The following is a 24,788-nucleotide window of genomic DNA, read 5'->3' on the forward strand; positions in this document are numbered from 1 at the left end:
GACAACTAAAAAACCGACAAAACAGCTTAAAACCACACAATAGACACATACAGCAAACAACAAGACAGTGCACAGACGTTATTTATCGCTATAACCTTCCAGCGCATCACAAACAAGGACAACCCGCCAGACAAACAATAACCACTTATTAAAAAGGAACATTCAATGTCCAAACTCAAGAACTTTGTCGCCATCGACTGGCGCTCCGGGCCGGACCGTATTTACTTCTTTCTCAAAGATAACGACACCTATTCCCGCTACGATAATGGCGACGAAAAAATTTCCGACAACTATCCAAAACCGGTCAAAGGTAACTGGGAGGGGTTCGATGCCTACGCCAGGCACTTGCGCTTTGGATTCACGCAAACACAGCGCGGCGACAAGGATATTGTCTGGTTGTTCTTTTACAATGGCGACCGCCCATGGGTTTGCGCCTATGACCAGGACAATGACAAGGCTGACGCTTTTTACAATCTTTCCAACTCTCTCTGGACGCCGATCCTGCCCTACTTTGAAAGAATCATCGCTGGTACATGGCTGGAAGCGCTCGGACACAAGTCCCTGTTTCGCTTCCTGTTGAATGATGGAACTCATCTGACATTCGATACTATAAAGCAACAAATAAGGCACGATCCCACAGCGGTATTGCACGGACTTGCGCCTTATAAACATCGCCTTGTTACTGCGGCTCAAGTTGATCCCACTTTCAGCGACAACCTCTGGTACATCTTCCTGACCAATGACCAGTTCGTGACCTACAACATGCAAAAAGGCCGGATTGAGGGAGGCGTGCACAATGTCAGTGGCAGATTCGCCGGGCTGACCCGGGGCCTCTGACTCCCCAAACCGTCTGCAATGCTGTAGCGTCGCGCAGGTTCGACGCATGGAGATGCCGGGTTAATCATCGGTTAATCGCTGCCGCCCATCGTGTTCATCACTTGCACAGGGACAAGGCTCCACCATGCGTCATATTTTTTTGTTGTTTGCACTGTTGATTTCGGGTCTGGCCCAGGCAGGGAACGATCCTTTTGCGACAAAACCGGAATTTCTCCCGGTCGACAAAGCCTTCGTGCTGACGTCCGAACGTCTGGATTCCGGCGAAACCCAACTGTTCTGGCAGATCGCCGACGGTTACTACCTGTATCAGAAACGCCTGAAATTCGACGGGCTGGCGGCGGAAAACGCTCCGACCCTGCCCGAAGGCGAATCCCACAGCGACGAGTATTTCGGTGAGCAACAGGTCTATCGTCAGGGCCTCGAACTGAAGATCCCGGCGACGGCCAAAGGCCAGATCAAGGTCAGCTATCAGGGCTGCGCCGATGCCGGCCTGTGCTATCCACCACAGACTCGCGTGATTGACCTCGGTGGCAAAGCGGCCGCAGCAGCGACGGATGAGGCGCAGGATCAAGCGCTGGCCAGCGGTCTGCAACAGCACTCGCTGGGCTGGAGCCTGCTGGTGTTCTTCGGTCTCGGTCTGTTGCTGGCCTTTGCGCCGTGCTCGTTGCCGATGTTGCCGATTCTGGCTGGCATGGTGGTTGGCAGCGGTGCCACGCCGCGTCGCGGCTTCGCGCTGGCCAGCAGCTATGTGATTTGCATGGCGCTGGTGTATGCGGCAATGGGTGTCATCGCCGCGCTGCTGGGGGCGAACCTTCAAGCCTGGCTGCAAAACCCGTGGCTGCTCGGAACGTTCGCGGCGGTGTTCGTGATTCTGGCGCTGCCGATGTTCGGCTTCTTTGAACTGCAACTGCCGGTGGCCGTGCGTGATCGGCTGGAGCACGCCTCGCGCAGTCGCAGCGGCGGCAGCCTGGTCGGTGCGGGTGTACTGGGCGCGTTGTCCGGCCTGCTCGTCGGCCCGTGCATGACCGCACCGCTGGCCGGTGCCCTGCTCTACATCGCGCAAAGCGGCAATGCGCTGCACGGCGGCCTGATCCTGTTTGCCCTGGGCATCGGTATCGGCATCCCGCTGTTGGTGCTGGTGACGGTTGGTAACCGCTTCCTGCCGAAACCCGGCGCGTGGATGAACTTGCTCAAGGGCGTGTTCGGCTTCCTGTTCCTGGGTACGGCGGTGTTGATGCTGCGTCCGGTGCTGGACTCGTCGCTGTGGCTCGCGCTGTGCGGCGCGTTGCTGCTGATCGCGGCCTACAGCGCCTGGAAACAGTCCGAAGGCTTTGGCCGGGTCGCCCAGTTGTTCGGAGCCAGCTCGCTGTTGCTGGGACTGTGGGGCAGTTTGCTGGTGGTGGGTGCAGCGGGCGGCAGCGATGATCCATTCCAACCGTTGCAGGTGTACAGCGCCGGACGCACCGGCACGGCGGCACCGAACGGTCACGAAGCGTTCATTACGATCAAGGATCCGGCGGCCCTGCAAAGTGAACTCGACGCCGCCAAGGCTCAGGGTCAGTGGGTGTTGCTTGATTACTACGCCGACTGGTGCACGTCGTGCAAAGTCATGGAGAAAAAGGTGTTTGGGCAGGCGCGGGTGATGCAGGCCCTGAGCGATGTGCGTTTGCTGCGTCTGGACGTCACCGATGACAATGCCGCCAGCCGCGAGCTGCTCGGCCGCTACAAGGTGCCAGGGCCACCGAGTTTCGTGTGGATCGGCACCGACGGTGAAGAGCGTCGCAGCCAGCGCATCACCGGCGAGGTCGATGCCGACACCTTCCTGCAACGCTGGACCACCACCCGAGACGCCCGTTAATGCTGACCTTCACCCTGGGCACCTTTGCCATTGCGCTCAACCACCTGCTGCTCATCAGCGCTCTGGCGCTGGCGACTTTCGTCGGCTGGCGGGTGGCCAAGCGCGGTGGAGATAACCCCGAGTCGGCGCTGTTCAGCCTGTTCCTGTTGGGCATGCTCGCGGCGCGCATCGCGTTTGTCGCCGTGTACTGGGGTCACTATCGCAACGATCCGTGGCAGATCATCGACCTGCGCGATGGCGGTTTTCTCGCCTGGCCGGGGGTAATCGTGCTGTTGCTGGCGGCGCTGTATCGCGGCTGGCGCCGGCCGGGTTTGCGTCGACCGTTGGGTTTCGGCGTGCTCAGCGGTGTGGCGTTCTGGGTGCTGGCGACCCTGTCGCTGAACATCTATGAACAAGGCACACGCCTGCCGGACATCACCCTGCGCAACGCCGCCGGGGAAACCGTGAAACTCGCCGACTATCAGGGCGGCCCGCTGGTGATCAACCTGTGGGCCACCTGGTGCCCGCCCTGCCGCCGGGAAATGCCGGTATTGGAAAACGCCCAGCAGCAACGCCCGGATCTGACGTTCCTGTTCGTCAACCAGGCCGAAAGCATGCAAAGCGTCGCGACTTTCCTCGAAACCCAGGGCCTGAGCCTGAACAACGTGCTGTTCGATCGCAGCGGTCATCTGGGCCAGGCCGTAGGTTCCATGGCATTGCCGACTACGCTGTTCTATAGCCCTGACGGTCAATTGCTGGCCAGCCATCTGGGCGAGTTGTCGAACGCCAGCCTGGCCCGGGCCCTGGAAAACTTCGACAGCCCGAATCCGACTACGAACGCCGCACCGGCCACCTCTGCAAGGAAACTGCCATGCCCCGCCTCCGCCACCTGCTGACGCTGTCTCTGGGCGCTGCCCTGCTGCACTTGCCGTCGGTGCAGGCCGCTGAAGAATTGCCTGACGCGATCAAGAAGATCGAAGCCAAGGGCGCGAAAATCGTCGGCCAGTTCGACGCACCCGACGGGTTACGTGGTTACGCCGCGCAATACCAGAACCGTGGCATGGCCCTGTACCTGACGCCGGACGGCAAACACGTGCTGCTGGGCAACCTGTACGACGCCGACGGCAACGACCTGAGCAGCGCACCGCTGCAAAAACTGGTGTACGCGCCGATGGCCAAGGAAGTCTGGGCCAAGTTCGAGGCGAGCAACTGGATTCAGGACGGCAAAAAGGACGCACCGCGCACGGTGTACCTGTTCAGCGACCCGAACTGCCAGTACTGCAACATGTTCTGGGAACAGGCCCGCCCTTGGGTCAAGGCCGGCAAGGTGCAGTTGCGGCACATCATGGTCGGTATCATCCGCGAAGACAGCCCGGCCAAATCCGCCGCGCTGCTGGCGGCGAAGGACCCGGCCAAGGCCCTGGACGATCACGAGAAGGCCGGCAAGACCAGCACCCTCAAGGCCATGAAGGATATTCCGGCCGCCGTGCAGACCAAACTTGCAGCGAACATGCAGTTGATGGAGGACCTGGAATTGCAGGCCACCCCGGCGATCTTCTACATGGACGACAAGGGTGAACTGCAACAACAGCAAGGCGCGCCGACGCCGGACAAACTGGCGAAGATTCTCGGGCCGATGTAACGCTTGATAGGCAGGCGCCCGAAGGGGCGCCTGTTCGTGAAGAGAGATTCGCTCTAGCGGTTGCGCTCGTTCAGAAAAGTAAACAACACCTCGGTGACAAACCCGGGATTCTCCAGATTGGAGATATGCCCCGCCTCCGGCACCAGCACACACGGGCAGCCGATCAGTTCGGCCATTTCCTGTGCTTCCGACGGTGGCCGGGGTTTGTCCTGATCACCGCAAACCACCAACGTCGTTGCCGCATTCAGTTCACCCAGACGCGGCAGCAGATCGTCGCGGCCAAAGGTGATCCGTCCCATCGGCACGATGCTTTGACGCAGGCGATCAGCGGAATAACCCGCGAGTTTTGCGCGGAAATCCTGATACAGCGCCGACTGCGGATCGATGCCCGGACGGAAGAAGATCGGCACCACGATATCCAGCAGTTGCTCGGAGATCCCGCCGTTTTCCTCGATCTGTTTGAACAGCGAGAAGTAATACTGACGAGTCGGCTCCGGCTCTACACCGACATAGGTGTCCATCAGCACCAGACCGTTGAGCCGCTGCGGTGCCGACAGAGCGAGGCGCACGCCCCACATGCCGCCGACCGACAACCCGACCAGCGTCACCCGGTCAATCTCCAGATGATCGAGCAAGGCCAGCGCCTGACGGGCGATGTCATCCAGTGATGTGGTGCCTTCAGGCAAACGCCCCGATTCACCATGACCCCACAGGTCCAGCGCAATCACCCGATAGTGCGGCGACAACGCGGCGATCTGCGGTGCCCACATGGCCTGGTCCCACAGGTAGCTGCCGGCCAGCAGCACCGCCGGGCCTGTGCCTTGATCAATGTAGTGAAGCGCTTGTCCGTCAACCTCGAAGAAAGCCATCGATTCACCTGCACGGTAAAAAAGAGAACCGGCAGACTGAGCTGCCGGTTCTCGATCGTCAACCCTGGAAATGTACGCGAATGTACAGGTTGAATAGTGTTGAACGCGCAGCGCTGAAGACTACAAACCCTCCAGCTCCGCCATCAGATCATTCAACCGATCCACCTTCTCCTCGGTAATGTCACTGGCCGCCAGCCCTTCGATGTATTCGGCCAGTTCCTGCACCGTGCTGCACTCGAACATCGCTCGCAGCGGCACGTCCCGTTGCAGGGCTTTCTGCACCCGCGAGGCGATCTGCGTGGCAAGCAGCGAGTGGCCGCCGAGTTCGAAGAAGTTGTCGCGTACCCCGACCTTCTCGACCTTCAGCACCTCGGCCCAGATATCGGCCAGGGTCTGCTCCAGATCGCTGCGCGGTGCCAGGTAGTCCTGGCTCTGCAACTGGCCGATCTCCAGCGCAGGCAGGGCCTTGCGGTCGAGTTTGCCGTTGGCGTTGAGCGGCAACCGGTCGAGCCACAACCAGTGCAACGGCACCATGTATTCCGGTAGTTCGGCGCGCAGGCGCTGCTTGATTCGTTCCAGTCGTTCACTCGGGTTCAGTGCGGAATCCGCGGCGACCAGATAGCCGACCAGATGCTTTCCATTGACGCCTTCCTGTACACCGACCGCGCCATCGCGAACTTCCGGTTGTTCGTGCAGACGCGCCTCGATTTCACCCAGCTCGATCCGGTAACCGCGAATCTTCACCTGATGGTCGACTCGGCCGACGTATTCCAGCACGCCGTCACTGCGGCGGCGCGCCAGGTCGCCAGTGCGATACAGACGCTCGCCCGGCGCACCGAACGGGTTCGGCACAAACACCGGCGCGGTGCGCAGCGGATCGCTGACATAACCGCGACCGACACCGGTGCCCGCCACGCACAACTCGCCCACCGCACCCAGCGGCACCAGATCCAGCGCGCCATCGAGCAGGTACAGCAAGTTGTTGTCGGTCGGCGTACCGATCGGCAGGTAACTGCCGCGAGTCGAAGCCATGTCGACGCGGAAGAACGCCACGTCGTCCGAGCATTCCGCCGGGCCGTAAGCGTTGACCAGACCGATCTGCGGATAACGCAGCAGCCATTGGTGCGCCAGTTCCGGCGGCATCGCTTCACCGGTCGGCAGCATCCAGCGCAGGCCGTCGAGGCTCAAACGATCCGAGGCGAGCATGCCCTGAATCAGCGACGGTACGCTTTCCAGCACGGTGATGCCCTGCTGCTGCACATGCACCAGCAAACCTTGCGGATCGTGGGCGATGGTGTTCGGTACGATGTCCACCCGCGCCCCGAACAGCGGCGCGGCGAGGAACTGCCAGACCGAAATATCGAAGCTTTGCGACGCGGTCTGGGCGATCACATCGGCGTCACTCAGGTTCAGGTACGGCACCTTGCTCAACTGGTTGTTGAGCATGCCGCGCTGCTCGACCATCACGCCCTTCGGCAATCCGGTGGAGCCCGAGGTGTAGATCACGTAGGCCAGGTTGTCCGGGCCGCTGAAGATGCCTGGATTCGCCGACGACACCGCGCCAGCCTGAACCTCTTCCCACACCAGCAGGCGTGGACGGTTGGCGCAGCTGAATTCATCCAGCAAGGTCTTCGCCTGTTCACGGCAGGCCTCGGTGCACACCAGCACCGGCGTGCGGCTGAGTTCGATGATGCGTTGCAAACGCTGGCTCGGCAGGCCCGGATCCAGCGGCAGGTAACCGGCACCGGCCTTGAAGCTGCCGATGATCATGCCCAGCAGATCCAGATTTCGTTCGGCCAGCAGCGCTACCGGTTGATCCATCTTCACTCCGGCCGCGACCAGCGCATGGCCGAGACGGTTGGCGTTCTGGTTCAGCTCGGCATAGCTCAGTTGCTGATCGAGACAACTGGCGGCGATGCGTTGCGGATGCGCCGCGACCTGCGCTTCGAACAGTTCGACGTAGCTCTGCTCCAGCGGATAGTCGTGCTCACTCTGGTTGCAACCGTGGAGCAGGAAATCCTGTTCCTCATGGCCCAGCAGTGGGAGGTCAGCCATGTCGCCATGGAAGCCGTCGACCAGTGCCAGCAGCAGACGCTTGAACTCGCCGAGCATGCGTTCGATGGTCGACTCGTCGAAGTAACGCTGGTCGTAGGACAGATGCAGACCAAGGTCGTCGCCCGGGTAGCAAACAGCCGTCAGCGGGAAGTTGGTGTGGGTACGGCCCGAATCCGAGGTCGCGTTGAGGCTCTGTGCACGGTCCAGCACCGAGACTTCCACCGGGGCGTTTTCGAACACGAACAGGCTATCGAACAGCGGCTGGCCTTTCGGCAGTTCACTTTGTTCCTGGATGTTCACCAGTGGCAGGTACTCGTACTCGCGCAGTTGCATGTTGCTGTCGAGCAGACCGCTCAGCCACTGACGCACGCTGGCAGGCTGATCGTCCGCCGGGATCTGCACCCGCAGCGCGATGCTGTTGATAAACAGGCCGACGGTGCGTTGCATCTCCGGCATTTCCACCGGACGCCCGGCCACGGTCACGCCGAACAGCACGTCGCGATCACCGCTCAGGCGTCGCAGCACCAGCGCCCACGCCGCCTGGGCGAAGGTGTTGATGGTCAGTTGATGCGCCTGGGCCAGTTCGCGTAGACGGGCGCCATCCTCGACATTCAGTCGCGTGTAGCGGTCGCCGACGATCATGCCGCCGCTTTCGCCGGCATGTTCGCGCAGGAACGGCCGGTCGCTCGGGATCGGCGTGGTGCGCTCGAACCCTTGCAAGTTCTGCTGCCACCACTGACGCGCTTCGGCCAGGCTCTGACGTTGCAGCCAGCCGATGTAATCGCGGTAGCGCGGCGGCACTGCCAATTGCGCTTCGCGACCTTCGCCCAGAGCGGTGTAGATCTCGAAGAAATCGTTCATCAGCAGCGAACGGCACCAGGCATCGATCAGGATGTGGTGGTTACTCATCATGAACCAGTACCGCGCCGCGCCGACCTTGATCAGTCGCAGGTGGAACGGTGCCTGATTGAGCAGATCGAACCCGGCTTCGCGTTCACTTTTCAGCAACGCTTGAAGTTTCGGCTCCTGCTCGGCATCTGCGATGGCGCTCCAGTCCAGATATTCGATCGGCGTACGACCCGGCGTGTGGATCACTTGCAGCATGTCTTCGCCGACGTTCCAGCAGAACGACGCACGCAGCGCTTCGTGACGGGCAACCACTGCTTGCCACGCCTGGGCAAAACGCTCGGGGTCGAGCTCGCTGTTGATGCGGTAGCGATCCTGCATGTAGTACAGACCGGTGCCCGGTTCGAGCAAGGTGTGCAGCAGCATGCCTTCCTGCATCGGCGTCAGCGGGTACACGTCTTCGATGTGCGCCGCCGGCACCGGCAGTGCGTCGAGTTGCGCCTGGGTCAGTTTCGCCAGCGGGAAGTCTGACGGCGTCAGGCCGCCCGCCTCGTCCTGCAGGCAATGTTCGATCAGGCTCTGCAACTCGCCGAGGTAGGCATCGGCCAAGTCGTTGATGGTCTGCGGTTCGTAGCGTTCGGCGCTGAAGGTCCAGCGCAGCAGCAGTTCCCCGCCGTACACCTGACTGTCGACGCTCAACTCGTTCGGCAACGGTGCGTGCGGATCGTGGGCCGCGCCGACCGATTCATCCAGCGGACGGAATAGCGCATCGCTGCCGAAACTCTGGTCGAACTGGCCGAGGTAGTTGAAGGTGATCGGCGCGTTCGGCAATGCCGCCATGCTTGCGCGACTGGCGTCATCGGCCAGATAACGCAGCACGCCATAACCCAGGCCTTTGTGCGGCACGGCCCGCAGTTGCTCCTTGATCGCCTTGATCGAAGCACCCTGCCCCGCGGCTTCTTCGATGTTGTGCGGGGTCAGGCGCAGCGGATAAGCGCTGGTGAACCAGCCGACGGTGCGGGTCAGGTCAATCTCGTCGAACAGGGTTTCGCGGCCGTGGCCTTCCAGTTGAATAAGCGCCGACGCATGACCGCTCCAGCGGCACAACACGCGGGCCAGTGCGGTCAGCAACAGGTCGTTGACCTGCGTGCGATAGGCGCTCGGTGCCTGTTGCAATAGCTGCTTGGTGCGCTCGGCATCCAGACGCACGCTGACGGTTTGCGCATGGCGATTTTCGCGACCGCCCTCAGGACGTTCGCACGGCAAATCGGCAGTCGGACCGGCCAGTTGCACCTGCCACCAGCTCAGTTCTTCACGCAGGGATTCGCTGCCAGCGTAGGCCTGCAAGCGCGCCGTCCATTCCTTGAAGGCGCTGGTTTTCGCCGGCAGTTTCACCGACTGATCGGCGTCGAGCTGGCGATACACGGTTTGCAGATCGTCGAGCAGAACCCGCCACGACACACCGTCGACCACCAGGTGATGAATCGCGATGAACAGCCGTTGCTGGGCGTCCGGCCCATCCACCAGCACCGCACGCAACAGTGGGCCTTGGGCAAGATCGAGACTGCGCTGGGCGTCGGCGAACAGTGCCGCGCACTTGTCCATCGACGGCACGCGCACTTGCCACAGCACGGCGGCATCGGTGACCGGTTGATGGGTTGCTTGCCATGCGCCGTTGACTTCGGTGAAACGCAGGCGCAAGGCGTCATGCTGCTCGATCACGGCCAGCAACGCCTGTTCCAGACGATGCGGTTCCAGCGGCGCAGTCGGTTCAAGCAGCAACGATTGGTTCCAGTGCTGACGCTCAGGAATTTCGGTATCGAAGAACCAGTGCTGGATCGGTGTCAGACGCGATTCGCCAGTCACCAGACCTTGCTCGGCGGTGACGGTTTCACTGCGGCTGGCAACAGCCGCCAGCGTCTGCACGGTCTGATGCTGGAACAGATCACGCGGGCTGAAATGAATGCCCTGCTGACGCGCCCGGCTGACCACTTGAATCGACAGGATCGAGTCACCGCCCAGCTCGAAGAAGTTGTCGTTCAGACCGACCTGCTCGACGTTGAGCACCTCGCACCAGATCTGCGCCAGGGTCTGTTCCAGCTCGTTGCTTGGCGCTACGTAATCCTGACGATTGAGCTCTGGGTCCGGCGCTGGCAAGGCGCGGCGGTCGAGCTTGCCGTTGGCGGTCAGCGGCATGCTCGCCAGCAGGATCAGATGGGTCGGCACCATGTAGTCCGGCAATTGCGTCTTCAAGTGCGTTTTCAACGCTTCACGCAGTTCGGCTTGCTCGGCTTCGCTTCGCGAAGCGACCTCGGTCACGAGATAGCCAACCAGTTGTTTACCGCTCGGCGCGTCCAGTGCCAGCACCACCGCTTCGCGGATCGAGTCGTGGTCGAGCAGGCGGGTTTCGATCTCGCCCAGTTCGATACGGAATCCACGGATCTTCACCTGATGGTCGATTCGCCCCAGATACTCCACCAGACCATCGGCGCGCTGGCGCACAAGGTCGCCGGTGCGGTACATGCGCCCGCCATCGGCGGCATACGGGTCGGCGACAAAACGCTCGGCGCTGATGCCGGCGCGATCGTGATAACCCTGGGCCAGACCGGCGCCGCCGACGAACAATTCACCGGTCGCGCCTTGCGGCACCAGCGCCAGATCGGCGTCGAGAATGTAGGCCACGCGATCACCGATCACACTACCGATCGGCACGCTGCCGGCGCCCTCTTCCAGTACTTCCGGCGCAAGACTGGCCAGCGGCATGACCACGGTTTCGGTCGGGCCGTAGGCGTTGAAGAACAGGCTCGGCTTGAACGCTGCGCGAATCCGTTGCAGGTGTTCGCCGGTCAGCGCTTCGCCGCCGGTGATGATCATGCGCACTGGCAGGATGTCGTTTTGCGTGGCGAGGAACTGCGCCAACTGGCTGCCGTAGCTCGGGGTGAAACCAAGAATATTGATCCGATGTTCGCGGATCAGGCCGCAGATTTCTTCCGCGTCCCACTGACCCTGCGCACGCAGCACCACCTGCGCACCGCTGAGCAACGGCACCAGCAGACGCTCGGTGGCGGCGTCGAAGTTGATCGAATAGAAGTGCAGCTCGCAATCATCCGGACGCATGCCGAAGCGCTCGATCACGGCCTGACAGTGCATGGCGATTTCACCGTGGGACACCACCACGCCTTTTGGCTTGCCGGTGGAACCCGAGGTGTAGATCAGGTACGCCTGATGCTGCGGCAGGCTGATGAACGGAAGTTCGGTGGCCGGGTAATCGGCCAGCGCCGCGCTGTCATCTTCCAGGCACCAGCGCGCCACGTTTGGAGGCAGTTCTCCGAGGGCCTTGAACATCGCGCGGTCGCTGAGCAGCAGGCCGACGCGGCTGTCTTCGATCATGTAATGCAGGCGATCGAGCGGGTACTCCGGGTCCAGCGGCACATAGGCACCGCCGGCCTTGAGGATTGCCAACAGGCCGACGACCATTTCCAGCGAACGCTCCAGCGCCAGACCGACCCGCACTTGCGGACCGACACCACGCTCACGCAGGGCCCAGGCCAGACGATTGGCGCGGGCGTCGAGTTCGGCGTAACTCAGGGTCTGCCCGGCGAAGGTCAGGGCCGGTGCGTCTTTGCGCGCCAGTGCCTGTTCGGCGAACAGGTGATGGATGCATTGATCGAGACGACGCTCGCCCGGCTCGACGCCGAGGCTGTCGAGCAATTGTTGTTGCTCCGGGGCGTCGAGCAGCGGCAGTTCGCTGAGGCGTTGCTGCGGATCGGCGATCAGCGCTTCCAGCAGATTGCGCCAGTGCTTGGCCATGCGTGCGATGGTCGGTTCATCGAACAAGTCGGTGCTGTAAGTCAGGCAGCAACCGAGGCGATGGTCGAGGTCAGTGACCTCCAGGTTGAGGTCGAATTTGGTCGCCCGCGCATCGTTGGCCAGGTACTCGACAGTCATCCCGGCGAGCATGCGGCTCTGCTGGAATTCCCAGCGCTGCACGTTGCACATCACCTGGAACAGCGGGTTGTACGCGGCGCTGCGCGGTGGCTGCAACGCTTCAACCAGATGATCGAACGGCAGGTCCTGATGGGACTGGCCTTCGATCACGGTGTGGCGCACCTGCTCGAACAACTCGCCGACCGACATCTGGCCGTCGAGCTGGCAGCGCAGCACCTGGGTGTTGAGGAACGCACCGATCAGGCCTTCGCTTTCCGGGCGGATACGGTTGGCCACCGGCGCGCCAATGCGCAGATCGGTCTGGCCGCTGTAGCGGTAAAGAAGGGTTGCGAGTGCGGCGGTCATGGTCATGAACAGGGTCAGACCATTTTGCGCGTTGAACGCCCGAACCCTTGCGGCAAGGTCATCGCTGAGGTCGAAACGGAACAGCTCACCCTGGTGACTTTGCACCGGCGGACGCGGACGGTCGCCCGGCAGTTCCAACAGCGGATGTTCGCGGCCCAGTTGCGCGGTCCAGTAGTCGAGCTGACGCTGACGCTCGCCGGATTCCAGCCAGTTGCGCTGCCACACGCTGTAGTCGAGGTACTGCACCGGCAACGGTTCCAGCGGTGAATCGCGATCATCGACGAACGCTTCGTACAGCGCGCTGAGTTCGCGGGCAAAGATGTCCATCGCCCAGCCTTCGGTGACGATGTGGTGCAGGGTCAGGACGAAGTAATGCTCTTGCTCGGCAGTCTTGACCAGACAGACGCGCAGCAGCGGGCCGGTTTCCAGATCGAACGGCAGGTGTGCTTCGTCGTCGGCCAGTTGCTGGACTTTCTGCTCGCGCACATCGGCGGCGAATTTCGAAAAATCCTTCCAGTCCATGCGCACGCCGGTCTCGGCATGCACCTGCTGACGGGCCACGCCGTCGACGCTCGGGAACGTGGTGCGCAGGGTTTCGTGGCGCAAGATCAGCGCTTGCAACGCTGACTCGAAACGCCCGACATCCAGCACGCCCCGCAGGCGCGCCATGCCGCCGACGTTGTACGCCGGGCTGTCCGGCTCCATCTGCCAGAGGAACCACATGCGCTGCTGGGAATAGGACAGCGGCACCGGTTTGCTGCGGTCGACCTTGTCGATCGGCGGCTGTTTGTTGGTGCGGCCGCTGGCCTGGATCTGGCGGATCTGCTCGGCGAAATCCCCCAGTTCGCTGTGTTCGAACAAGGCACGCAGCGGTAGCTCGACGTCGCAGGCCTGACGGGTGCGGGAGATGATTTGCGTGGCCAGCAGCGAATGACCGCCGAGGGCGAAGAAATCGTCGCGCAGGCCGACCTGTTTCAGGCCCAGCACTTCGCGCCAGATCGAGGCGATCTGTTGCTCCAGCTCGGTGACCGGTTCGACGTGTTCGCGAACTTGCCATTGCGGCTCGGGCAACGCACGACGGTCGAGTTTGCCGCTCGGGCTCAGAGGCATGACGTCAAGACGCATCAGTTGCGCCGGGACCATGTATTCCGGTAGCTCGGCGGCCAGTGCGGTTTTCAGGCGGGCGGTTTGCGCGTCCTGATCTTCGCGGGTATCGGTTGCAGTGAAGTAGCCAATCAGTTGCGGGCCGGCGACGGTTCCGCGCACCAGCACGGCGGCCTGAGCGACGCCGTCCTGAGCCAGCAGACGCGCTTCGATTTCCTCCGGCTCGACGCGGAAGCCGCGCAGTTTGACCTGCTGATCGAGACGACCGAGGTATTCGATCACGCCATCGTGGGTCCAACGCGCGCGGTCACCGGTGCGGTACAGACGCGCGCCCTGCTTGCCCAGCGGATCGACCACGAAACGTTCGGCGGTCATCGCCGGTCGACCGAGGTAACCACGGGCCAGGCCGATGCCGCTGATGTACAGCTCACCCGGCACACCGGCCGGCACCGGATTGAGATCGCTGTCGAGCACGCGGCAGACCACATTGCCCAGCGGACGGCCAATCGGCGAACGTTCGCCGTCCGCCACGCTGCAATGCCAGTGGGTGACGTTGATCGCGGTTTCGGTCGGGCCGTAACGGTTGTGCAATTGCACCGCCGGCAACAGCGCCAGCACGCGGTTACGCAGTTCCGCCGGCAGCGCTTCACCACCGGAGAATACGCGACGCAGGCTGGTGCATTCGGCACTCAACGGTTCATCGATGAACAGCGCAAGCAACGGCGGCACGAAGTGCAGCGTGGTCACGCCGTACTGCTGAACCAACTGCGCGATGCGATGCGGATCACGGTGCTCACCGGGGCCGGCGATCAGCAGGCGCGCGCCGGTGATCAGCGGCCAGAAGCACTCCCACACCGACACGTCGAAACTGATCGGCGCCTTTTGCATCAGCACGTCGGTGTCGTTCAGGCGATAGGTGTTCTGCATCCATTGCAGACGTTCGGCCAACGCCGCGTGAGTGTTGCCCACGCCTTTCGGCTGGCCGGTGGAGCCGGAGGTGTAAATCACATAGGCGAGGTTGTCGCCGTGCAGGTGCAGGCCCGGTGCCTGGCTCGGCCAGTTTTCCAGGTGCAGGGTGTCCATGGCGATCACGCTGACACCTTCGCTGGCCGGCAAGCGGTCGAGCAACGCAGTCTGGGTCAGCAGCAGTTCGACGCCGCTGTCGCTGAGCATGTAGGCCAGACGCTCGGCCGGGTAATCCGGATCCAGCGGCACGTAGGCGCCGCCGGCCTTGATGATCGCCAGCAGGCCGATCAGCAGTTGCGGCGACCGCTCGGCGGCGATGGCCACGCACACGTCCGGGCCGACGCCTTTGTCACGCAGGTAATGAGCGAGACGGTTGGCCTGGGCGTGCAGTTCGGCGAAGTCGAGGCTGCCGCCGTCCCACACCAGCGCGGTGCGATCAGGGGTCTGTCGTGCTTGTTCATCCAGCAGTTCCGGCAACCATTGCTGCGCCGGGGTGCACGGGGCGATGCTCCACGCGTTTTGCTGAGTGTGTTCGGTGGCGGTCAGCAGCGGCAAGTCACCGATGGCCTGCTCCGGACGTTCGCAGACAGCACGCAGCAAGTTGCTGAAATGCTCGGCCAGACGCTCGATGGTCGCAGCATCGAACAACTCATCGGCGTAGTCGAACGACAGCGTCAGGCGACCATTACGGTCTTCTTCGCTGTGCAGTTGCAGATCGAACTTGGCCTCGCGGCTGTGCCACGGCAGTTCCTCGGCGAGCAGACCCGGCAGGCGCTTGAGCGCGCTCATATCGCGTTGCTGATGGTTGAACATGACCTGGAACAGACCTTGTTCGCGGGCCTGCGGGAAGGCTTCGAGCAGTTGTTCGAACGGCAGGTCCTGATTGGCCTGGGCACCGAGCGCAGCCTGACGGGTTTGCGCCAGCAACTCGCTGAACGGCAGACGCGAATCGACGTCGGCGCGCAGCACCTGAGTGTTGATGAAAAAGCCGATCAGGCCCTGGGTTTCCAGACGCGGACGGTTGGCGTTGGGCACACCGATGCGGATGTCGCGCTGGCCGCTGTAGCGATGCAACAGGCTCTGGAACGCCGAGAGCAGCAGCATGAACGGCGTAGATTGATAGGCCTGGGCGGTTTGGCGAATGGCGTCGCTGAGGCTGATCCCCAGTCGAACACTGTGGCGTGCGGCGCTGTGCATTTGCTTGGCAGAACGTGGATGGTCGGTCGCCAGTTCCAGCGTCGGATGCTCATCACCCAACTGCGCTTTCCAGTACGCCAGTTGCCGTTCACCCTCGCCTTGCGCCAGCCACTGGCGCTGCCAGCTGCCGTAGTCGGCGTATTGGGTCGGCAGCGGCGCCAGTTCGGCGCGCTGGCCTTGGGAAGCGGCGGCGTACAGGCGCGAGAACTCGTCGATCAGCACGTTCAGCGACCAGCCGTCGGCAATGATGTGGTGCATCGTCACCAGCAACTGGTGATCTTCGTCATCAAGGCGAACCAGCGTCACCCACAGCAGCGGGCCTTTCTCCAGATCGAACTGGGTGCGGGCTTCGTCCTCGCGGATCTGTTGTGCGCGGGCTTCACGCTCGCTGGCCGGCAGGTCGCTGATGTCGATCAGTTGCAGGTTGAACTCGCCCGCTGCTTCGACCTGTTGCAGGGCCACACCGTCGCGTTCGAAGAAGCGCGTACGCAGGGATTCGTGGCGCTCGATCAGTTGCTGGAAACTGGCACGCAGTGCGTCTTCGTCCAGTTCGCCACGCAGGTGCAGGGCACCGGGAATGTTGTAGGCGCTGCTGTGCGGATCGAGTTGCCAGGTGATCCACAGACGGTTTTGCGCCAGGGATTGCGGCAGTGCTTCGGTGCGCGACAGCGCGGTGATTTCACCCTGGGCGCTGCCGCCGTCCTGTTGCTGTTGCGCCACGGCGGCAGCGAACGCGGACAGGGTCGGGGCTTCGAACAGCAGGCGCAGGTTCAGCTCCAGGCTCAGTTCTTCGCGGACCTTGGCAATCACTTGGGCGGCGGCAATCGAGTTGCCGCCGAGCAGGAAGAAGTGATCGTCGGCGTTGACCTGTTTGACGTTGAGCTGCTCAGCCCAGATCTTGCCGATCAGCGCTTCCAGTTCAGAGGCGGACGCGGTCGAATCCTGAGCGGTTTCAGCCGTGGTCATCGGGAACACCGCGTAGCTGTCGAGGCTGCCGTCAGCCAGACGATTGCGGCAGGCCGAACGTTGCAGCTTGCCGCTGGAGGTCTTCGGCAATGCGCCCGGATTGAGCAGCACCACCACGCTCGGCGCTTCCTGATAAGCCTCGGCCACGGCCTGGCGGATGGCTTTGATCAGCGCTTCGGGCGGAAGGATTTTCTGCACGCTGCGGCTGATTTCCGCCGCGATGCCGATGCCTTCTTCGCCATTCTGATTGACCGCGAATGCAGCGACGCGGCCTTTGCGCACCACCTCCACTTCGTTCTCGACTGTTTTCTCGATGTCCTGCGGATAGAGGTTGTGACCGCGCACGATCAGCATGTCTTTCAGGCGACCGGTGATGAACAGTTCGCCGTCGCGGATGAAGCCCAGGTCACCGGTGCGCAGCCAGGTCTGGCCGGCGTGCTGCACGAAAGTCTTGGCAGTCGCCTCGGGATTGCGCCAGTAGCCGTGGGCGATGCTCGGGCCGGTGGCCCAGACTTCACCGACGGCGTTGTCGGCCAGTTCTTCGAGACTGCCCGGCTCGACGATCAGCACCGCATGATCGGGCTGACTGATGCCGCAACTCATGATCGGGCTGCCCTCGCCCGCTTCGGCACGGTTCTGTGCCAGGGCTTGATCGTCCACACGTAGCGCCGGAATGCCGGTGCCACGCGGTGTGCCGGCGACGAACAGGGTCGCTTCCGCCAGACCGTAGGACGCCATGAAACTGCTTTCGCTGAAACCGCACGCGGTGAATTTCTCGGCGAAGCGTTCGAGGGTGTCGAGACGGATCGGCTCCGAGCCGGAATAGGCCACGCGCCAGCGGCTCAGGTCGAGACGCTCCAGCGCCGATTCGCTGACCCGCTCGCTGCACAGTCGATAGGCAAAGTCCGGGCCGCCGCTGATGGTGCCGCCGTATTGGCTGATCGCTTCGAGCCAGCGCAACGGCCGGCCGAGAAAGTACGCCGGCGACATCAGGATGCACGGCACACCGCTGAAGATCGGCTGCAGCAGGCCACCGATCAGGCCCATGTCGTGGTACAGCGGCAGCCAGCTGACGATCACGTCGTCCGGGTTCACGTCGATGCCGAAGCCGTGACGGATCAACAGTTCGTTGGCCACCAGGTTGCCGTGGCTGACCTGTACGCCTTTGGGCAGCGCGGTAGAACCGGAGGTGTATTGCAGGAAGGCGATGTGGTCTTGCGGCAAGGTCGGTTCGACCCAACGTTCGGCCAGCGCACTGTCGAGAGTGTCGACGCACAGCAGCGGCGGCGCGCCTTCGATTTGCTGCAAGGCATCGCGCAGGTCGGCGCTGGTCAGCAACAGGCGTGGCTCGGCGTCGGCGATGATCGACAGCAGGCGCTCCTGATGGTGACGCTTGGCCGACTCCGGCGGATAGGCCGGCACCGCGATCACGCCCGCGTACAGGCAACCGAAAAACGCCGCGACGTAATCCGGGCCACTCGGAAACAGCAACACGGCGCGATCTCCGAATCCGGCCTCGGCCTGCAACGCCGCCGCGATGGTCCGCGCGCGCAGATCGAGCTCGCGGTAACTGAGCACCACAGCCTGCTCCTCGGTTTCAGCGAGAAAGCGCAAGGCCAGCCGGTCCGGCGTCAGGGCCGCGCGGCGCTGGAGGGCTTGGACCAGGGTGCTGGGGAGTTCGAACGCGTCGGTCATGAGGTTTCCTGCCTGAATTCGGCTTGCTGGTGGAATCGGGTTGGCTGCGGCATGCCCGTGCAAGGCATGCGAGACACGGTCTTTGCCGACCGTGCAAGGCATTGGAATGCGGTAGGTCCGGGGCTGCGAACCCGGATCCATTCACCAATGAGAACGGATGACGTCTTGAAATAATTAGTCGGCAGGCTGGATCGCCAACGGGGCTGGGCGCTTGGGCGAGCGCGGCGGCGTGTCGTAGTTCTCGGATCGCACTGTTATGGATCATTAGTTCTCTTTCTCAATTGACAATCATTATCATTCAACATAATTTGTCGCTCGATGTGTAGGACGGCCCCGTCCCCCAGGCGTCCCACTAACCTATTGGCAGCAAGGTGATTTCCATGACGGAACAAGTATCCACAAGCAGGTGCGATTCACCGCTACTTCAGGCATTCGTCGACAATCGACTGATTCTGGTCAAGATTGCAGCCCGCATTACCGGCTGCCGGTCACGCGCCGAAGATGTGGTGCAGGATGCGTTCTTCCGACTGCAATCGGCACCGCCGATCACGTCGTCGATCAAGGCCCAGCTGAGTTATCTGTTCCAGATCGTGCGCAATCTGGCCATCGATCACTACCGCAAACAGGCGCTGGAGCAGAAGTACGCCGGCCCCGAGGAGGAAGGGTTGAACGTGGTCATTCAGGGCGCCTCGCCGGAAACCTCGCACATCAACTTCTCAACCCTGGAACACATTGCCGATGCATTGACCGAGCTGCCGGTCCGCACCCGCTATGCGTTCGAGATGTACCGTCTGCATGGCGTGCCGCAAAAGGACATCGCCAAGGAGCTCGGCGTATCCCCGACCCTGGTCAACTTCATGATTCGTGATGCGCTGGTGCACTGCCGCAAGGTGTCGGGCAGTCGTGCAGATGCCGTGACGGCAAACCGTCGCTGACAGCACACCGCCCAAAAAAAAGATCGCAGCCTTCGTTGAAGGGCTGCGATCTTTTTTTGTTTCAGCGAGACGTCACGCCAGTTTGCAGCGATCAAAAAACCGCTCGCGCCCCAGGATCATCAGCGCCGCGCGCTTGTGCGGGAAGTCGAACTCCTTTTCGCAGTGGAAGCACTGGTTGTGCATGTGGCCGATCATCTTCGCGTTGTCGGCACGCGGCTCGGCAACCACACGCTGGGTGCGCGGATCATCCAGAAACAGATAGTGCACCAGCGCCGACAGCCAGCTCGCCACCTTGTGCGGGCCGCGATGGTCTTCCTCACCGACCAGCATGTGAATGCCACGATCGTAATTGTCGGCATCGTAGAACGGCGCGATGCGATCTTCCTTGGCCCAGTAGGCTTCGAAGTAAGCGAACGGCTGATCATCGAAACAACCGATCAGGGTCAGCGTGTGCGGATCGGCGTCGAGTTTGCTCAGGTACTCGCGATGCTGTTCGAGGCTGCCCTCTTCCTGCCAGAAACTGGCGACTCGCGGACTGTTCTGCCAGCGATTGAAACGCGCAAGATCCTGCTCGATCTCCACCGTTCGCAGAGAAATCCACGCACCAAGACGCGCATCGAAACGTCGATAGACCTCACCCCGCGGTTTCACCGGCCGCAGCGGATGGCGCTTGCCGTTGCTGATGACCATCTGCTGCGGGTAGCTGCCGGTCAACGAGGTACCCAGCCAAGGTTGCGGCAGTTGCCAGAACAACGTGCGCTCGCAGCGGTATTCACCCGCCACGTCAGTGCTCACCAGCAAGCCGCTGAGCAAGGCTTCGGTCGGCGGTTGATCCAGTTGCCAGATCAATTGCTGACGCGCCGGATCCCGGGCAAACAGCCAATAACAGGCCGCCCACAGCGCCTGGCCTGGCGGCAGTGCATAGCGCTCATCGATCTGGATCGGCCCCTGGCCTTCACGATCGAGACGCAGGCGAATCAGCGGTTGCCCGTCCAGGCTCAGGCTCAGACGGCTTTCAGTGGCATCGGCTATCAGTTGACTGCCCGAAGGCAAGGCCAGGGCAGTCAGGTCATTCAGATTGGACATGGGTCGGGCTCACGATAATCGTCGACAGTTCAACGATGGGACGTGAGCCGAAGCGGGAAATTTAGGCCGGGCGGAAAAAACCGCAGGTCATGGGTGAGGCACCGGCACCACGGCAATCTTGTACGGATCGAAGATCTTCAGCATCTGCCCGCTGTCGCGCAGCCCTTGAAGCAACTTGCCGAACGCTTCGCCGGTAATCGGTGCCTTCGGGCTGAGAATGGCGTAATGGTGGTAGATCTGGTCGATGCGTTGCGACACCAGCAATTCGTCACGCACCTTGTCGTTGCGCAGCAGGTAATCGAACAGATAGGAGCGAGTCACCAACGCAATGTCCGCCCGGCCGCGCAGCACCATCAACAGGTTGCTGTCGTGGGAATAGGTCAGTGTGGCGTTGTAGGTTTCCGCGAGGTATTTGGGGTCGGCATTGAAGTTGGCGAATTCGTAGTGATAGCCGCTGTACAGTGCCAGCCGCTTGCCCTTGAGATCGGCGAAGTAACTCTGCTGGCGACCGGGTTCTTTCTGCGCGACGAAAATCTCTGCATCTTCCAGCCCCATGTCGACCGTGGTGTGGGGAATGTCTTTCCAGCCCCAGTCCGGGTTCTCGAAAATCGCCATGTCCGTGCGACCTTCCTTGAAATCGCCGAACCGCCGCGGAATCGAGGTGGGGACAAGCTCGAAACGATAGTCGCTCTGCGAGTGGTTCAATGCCTCGACCAGCTCCGGCAGCAGACCGGTGTCGGCGCCGTTTTCCGGGCGAATGGTGTAAGGCGGAAAATGCGCCGCCCCCACCCGAACCACTTGCACCGCCTGAGCGGGCAATACCCATAGTGCAGCCAGCGCTGCGAGCATCAGCCCCGCGGCCGTCCGATCTGGCAAAGACTTCAAAACACCCCACTCCCCGAAAAAGTACCGTTGCATGCATTCAAGCTAGGCGGTTTCGCCCAGTTAGCCAGTTTCCCGGGCCGATAGAAAGCGATTAGCGCTCTTCGAGCACCAGAATCAACGCCTCTTCGGCAAGTTGATCGAGGCTCAGACTGCCGCCGGCGCGGAACCAGGTGGTGGTCCAGGACAATGCGCCCGTGAGAAAACGTCGGGTAATGAACACATCGCCGCGAATGAACCCCGCTTCCTTGGCCTCGCCCAACACCTGCAGCCAAATATCTTCGTAGATATCGCGCAACGCCAGCACTTTGGCCTGACCGTCTTCGGACAGCGAGCGCCATTCGTACACCAGCACCGCCATCGCTTCGCCGCTGCCGCCCATGATCGACTGCAATTCGCAGCGGATCAGCGCCAGCACCCGCTCGCGCACATTGGTCGCATCTGCCAGGGCCGCCCGCATCAGCGCGGTGTTGTAGCGGATGGTTTCTTCCATCACGGCACGCAGGATTTCATCCTTGCTCTTGAAGTGATGAAAAATGCTGCCCGACTGAATGCCCACGGCGCCGGCCAGGTCGCGCACGGTGGTGCGTTCGTAGCCCTTGTTGCGAAACAGGTGGGCCGCCACTTGCAGTAATTTGCCGCGAGCGCTGTCCGGGTCGGTCAACTGGCCTTCGTCGACCAGTTCGCGCATGACCTTCAGGGCTTTTTGCTCGTCCACCCGTTCTCTCCTACAGTCGTTCAGTCGTCTGCCGCCCTGAAACCGCAGGGTTGCGCGGGCAATTTAAGCCGCCGGCCGCGACCAAGCAAGCGCTTGGGCAGAAGATAATTTCGCCTGTTTACAAACCAAGCGCTTGCTTGGTAGCCTCGATGCACTTCTGTCACAGGTTGCTGAGTCGGAGATGAAAATGCCCACCACGGTTCGCATCGGATGCGCCAGCGCATTCTGGGGAGACACCTCGACCGCCGCCGCACAGCTCGTGGCCGCAGGAGAGCTGGATTATATGGTGTTCGACTACCTGGCCGAGATCACCATGTCGATCATGGCCGGCGCGCGCATGAAGGACCCGCAGGCCGGATTTGCTGGCGATTTCATCGAAGTCCTCACGCCATTGCTGCCACAACTGGCGGAACAGAAGATTCGCGTCATCAGCAATGCCGGCGGGGTCAATCCCCAGGCCTGCGCCGCCGCGTTGCAAGCGGCCTGCGACAAGGCCGGCGTGGCGCTGAAAATCGCCGTGCTGTCGGGCGATGACCTGCAACCGCAATTCAAACAACTCGCCACCCAAGGCATCACGGAAATGTTCAGCGGCGCCCCGCTGCCGCCGATGTGCGTGTCGACCAACGCCTACCTCGGCGCACCGGGCATCGTCGAAGCCCTGCGCCTGGGCGCCGACATCGTCATCACTGGCCGGGTGGTCGACAGCGCGGTGGTCAGCGCCGCACTGGTGCATGAATTCGGCTGGTCGTGGCACGACTACGACAAACTCGCCCAGGCCGCTCTGGCCGGGCACATCATCGAATGCGGCGCGCAGTGCACCGGCGGCAATTTCACCGATTGGCGTGACGTGCCGGATTACGAACACATCGGCTTTCCGATCGTCGAGGTCAGCGCCGACGGCCAGTTCATCGTCAGCAAACCCGAGGGCTCCGGCGGACTGGTGACGCCGCTGACCGTCGGCGAACAGATGCTCTACGAAATCGGCGATCCGCAGGCCTATCTGTTGCCCGATGTGGTCTGCGATTTCAGTCAGGTCAAGCTTCAGCAACAAGGCAAAAACGCAGTCCGGGTCCACGGTGCGAAAGGCCTGCCGCCCAGCGACAAATACAAGGTCAGCGCGACGTACCCGGACGGTTTCCGTTGCACCGCCAGTTGCCTGATCGCCGGTATCGATGCGGTGGAAAAAGCCCGGCGCGTCAGTCAGGCGATCCTCGACAAGACCTCGGAAATGCTCGACCAGAAAGGCCTCGGGCCTTACACCGAAACCCATATCGAACTGCTCGGCAGCGAAGCCACCTACGGCCCCCACGGCCAGCGCCGGGACAGCCGCGAAGTGGTGATCAAACTCGCCGTGCGCCACCCGAACAAACAGGCCTTGATCCTTTTCTCCCGGGAAATCGCCCAGGCCGCCACCGGCATGGCGCCGGGGCTGACCGGCATCGTCGGCGGACGGCCGACGGTGTATCCGCTGATCCGGCTGTTCTCGTTCCTGATCGACAAAAGCGCCTGCACCTTGCAGATCGATATGGCCGGCGAGCGTCACCCGTTCGCCCTGCCCGCCTCCGCCATCCTCGACAGCCAGGATCTGCCCCTGCCCCACGAAACGCCCAAACCTCAGGGCCGCGCCGACGCGAGCGTGCCATTGGTGAAACTGGCGGTGGCGCGCTCCGGCGACAAGGGCAATCACAGCAACATCGGTGTGATGCCGCGTCGCCCGGAATACCTGCCGTGGATCGCCGAAACGCTGACCCCGGCGGTGGTGGTCGACTGGATGAGCCATGTCCTCGACCCGATTCATGGCCGGGTCGAACGCTGGTATCTGCCGGGCACCCACAGCCTGAATTTCCTGCTGGAAAACGCCCTCGGCGGCGGTGGCGTGGCCAGCCTGCGCGTCGACCCGCAGGGCAAAGCCTTCGCCCAGCAATTGCTGGAAATCCAGATCCCGGTGCCGCAGAGCATCGCCGAACAGTTCGACTAGAGGATTGGCACCATGGCGTATGAGTCGATTTTCAGGGCCGATCTGTTCAGCGGCCAGACCGTGATCGTCACCGGTGGCGGCAGCGGCATCGGACGTTGCACCGCCCATGAACTGGCGGCGCTCGGGGCCACCCTGGTGCTGGTCGGACGCAAGCCGGAAAAGCTGCAAGCCGTCGCCGCCGAAATCGCCGAGGACGGTGGCCGGGCACACTGGAAGTCTTGCGACATTCGTGACGAAGAAGCAGTGAAAGCGCTGGTCAGCGAACTGATCCGCGAACACGGGCCGATCCACGGACTGGTCAACAATGCCGGCGGCCAGTACCCGTCGCCATTGGCCTCGATCAATCAGAAAGGCTTCGAAACCGTGCTGCGCACCAATCTGGTCGGCGGTTTTTTGATGGCCCGGGAAGTATTCAATCAATCGATGAGCAAACACGGCGGCAGCATCGTCAACATGCTTGCCGACATGTGGGGCGGCATGCCGGGAATGGGTCACTCCGGCGCCGCGCGGTCGGGCATGGACAACTTCACCAAAACGGCGGCGTTCGAATGGGGTTATGCCGGCGTCCGGGTGAACGCCGTGGCGCCGGGATGGATCGCCTCCAGTGGCATGGACACCTATGAAGGCGCGTTCAAGGCGGTGATCCCGACCTTGCGCGAACACGTGCCGCTCAAGCGCATCGGCACCGAATCCGAGGTCAGCGCCGCGATTGTGTTTCTGCTGAGTCCCGCTGCTGCGTTCATCAGCGGCAGCACGTTGCGCATCGATGGCGCGGCCAGTCTGGGCAGTCGCGCATGGCCGTTGCACAAGGCGACCCACAGCGAATCCTTCAACGGCTTTCACCGGGCCTATATGCCAGACGTCTTGAAGGACAAGGAGTAA

Annotated in this window: 12 protein-coding genes; 7 read left to right on the forward strand and 5 right to left on the reverse strand. The window is 62.2% G+C overall.

The window, feature by feature from the left end:
• Positions 1-165: 165 nt before the first annotated feature.
• From DXT77_RS25030 to dsbG, 4 genes are all read left to right on the forward strand, one after another.
• Entirely contained in the window at positions 166-837 is a 672-nt protein-coding gene (locus DXT77_RS25030) for a hypothetical protein (protein WP_119429590.1), read from the forward strand.
• Between the two features lie 124 nt (positions 838-961).
• Positions 962-2,695, forward strand: a complete 1,734-nt coding sequence (dsbD, locus tag DXT77_RS25035; RefSeq protein ID WP_119429591.1) for a protein-disulfide reductase DsbD — start codon at positions 962-964, stop codon at positions 2,693-2,695.
• Positions 2,695-3,570 carry a TlpA disulfide reductase family protein gene (locus DXT77_RS25040; RefSeq protein WP_119429592.1) on the forward strand — a complete coding sequence of 292 codons (876 nt, stop codon included), beginning with the start codon at positions 2,695-2,697 and terminating at the stop codon, positions 3,568-3,570. The genes dsbD and DXT77_RS25040 overlap by 1 nt, the downstream gene beginning before the upstream one ends.
• Positions 3,546-4,316 (forward strand): thiol:disulfide interchange protein DsbG, encoded by a 771-nt coding sequence (gene dsbG, locus DXT77_RS25045; protein ID WP_119429593.1) that lies wholly within the window; start codon positions 3,546-3,548, stop codon positions 4,314-4,316. Before DXT77_RS25040 ends, dsbG begins: the two co-directional genes overlap by 25 nt.
• 53 nt (positions 4,317-4,369) lie before the next feature.
• Here dsbG and DXT77_RS25050 read toward each other — a convergent pair whose 3' ends face one another.
• Together DXT77_RS25050 and DXT77_RS25055 are read right to left on the reverse strand one after the other, a co-directional pair.
• Positions 4,370-5,185 carry an alpha/beta fold hydrolase gene (locus tag DXT77_RS25050; protein ID WP_119429594.1) on the reverse strand — a complete coding sequence of 272 codons (816 nt, stop codon included), beginning with the start codon at positions 5,183-5,185 and terminating at the stop codon, positions 4,370-4,372.
• A gap of 120 nt (positions 5,186-5,305) precedes the next feature.
• Positions 5,306-18,307, reverse strand: coding sequence for a non-ribosomal peptide synthetase (locus tag DXT77_RS25055; RefSeq protein ID WP_119429595.1), 13,002 nt, complete (start codon positions 18,305-18,307; stop codon positions 5,306-5,308).
• Between the two features lie 380 nt (positions 18,308-18,687).
• On the opposite strand from DXT77_RS25055, the gene DXT77_RS25060 reads away from it, so the two are divergent.
• A complete protein-coding gene (locus DXT77_RS25060; protein WP_096821112.1) occupies positions 18,688-19,242 on the forward strand; it encodes an RNA polymerase factor sigma-70 in 555 nt (184 codons plus the stop codon).
• 72 nt (positions 19,243-19,314) lie between these two features.
• Here the strand turns inward: DXT77_RS25060 and DXT77_RS25065 are convergent, their stop codons facing one another.
• From DXT77_RS25065 to DXT77_RS25075, 3 genes are all read right to left on the reverse strand, one after another.
• Entirely contained in the window at positions 19,315-20,328 is a 1,014-nt protein-coding gene (locus tag DXT77_RS25065; RefSeq protein ID WP_119429596.1) for a GNAT family N-acetyltransferase, read from the reverse strand.
• Positions 20,329-20,415: 87 nt separating this feature from the next.
• A complete protein-coding gene (locus DXT77_RS25070) occupies positions 20,416-21,213 on the reverse strand; it encodes an ABC transporter substrate-binding protein (protein WP_119429597.1) in 798 nt (265 codons plus the stop codon).
• A gap of 91 nt (positions 21,214-21,304) precedes the next feature.
• On the reverse strand, positions 21,305-21,928 hold the full coding sequence (locus DXT77_RS25075; RefSeq protein ID WP_119429598.1) for a TetR/AcrR family transcriptional regulator: 624 nt from the start codon (positions 21,926-21,928) through the stop codon (positions 21,305-21,307).
• 187 nt (positions 21,929-22,115) lie between these two features.
• On the opposite strand from DXT77_RS25075, the gene DXT77_RS25080 reads away from it, so the two are divergent.
• Together DXT77_RS25080 and DXT77_RS25085 are read left to right on the forward strand one after the other, a co-directional pair.
• Positions 22,116-23,906 carry an acyclic terpene utilization AtuA family protein gene (locus DXT77_RS25080; protein ID WP_119429795.1) on the forward strand — a complete coding sequence of 597 codons (1,791 nt, stop codon included), beginning with the start codon at positions 22,116-22,118 and terminating at the stop codon, positions 23,904-23,906.
• 12 nt (positions 23,907-23,918) lie between these two features.
• Complete coding sequence (locus DXT77_RS25085; RefSeq protein ID WP_119429599.1) at positions 23,919-24,788, forward strand: SDR family oxidoreductase; 870 nt, start codon at positions 23,919-23,921, stop codon at positions 24,786-24,788.

Origin of the sequence: Pseudomonas sp. 91RF (assembly GCF_003576265.1) — a bacterium.
Classification (GTDB): Bacteria; Pseudomonadota; Gammaproteobacteria; order Pseudomonadales; family Pseudomonadaceae; genus Aquipseudomonas; species Aquipseudomonas kribbensis.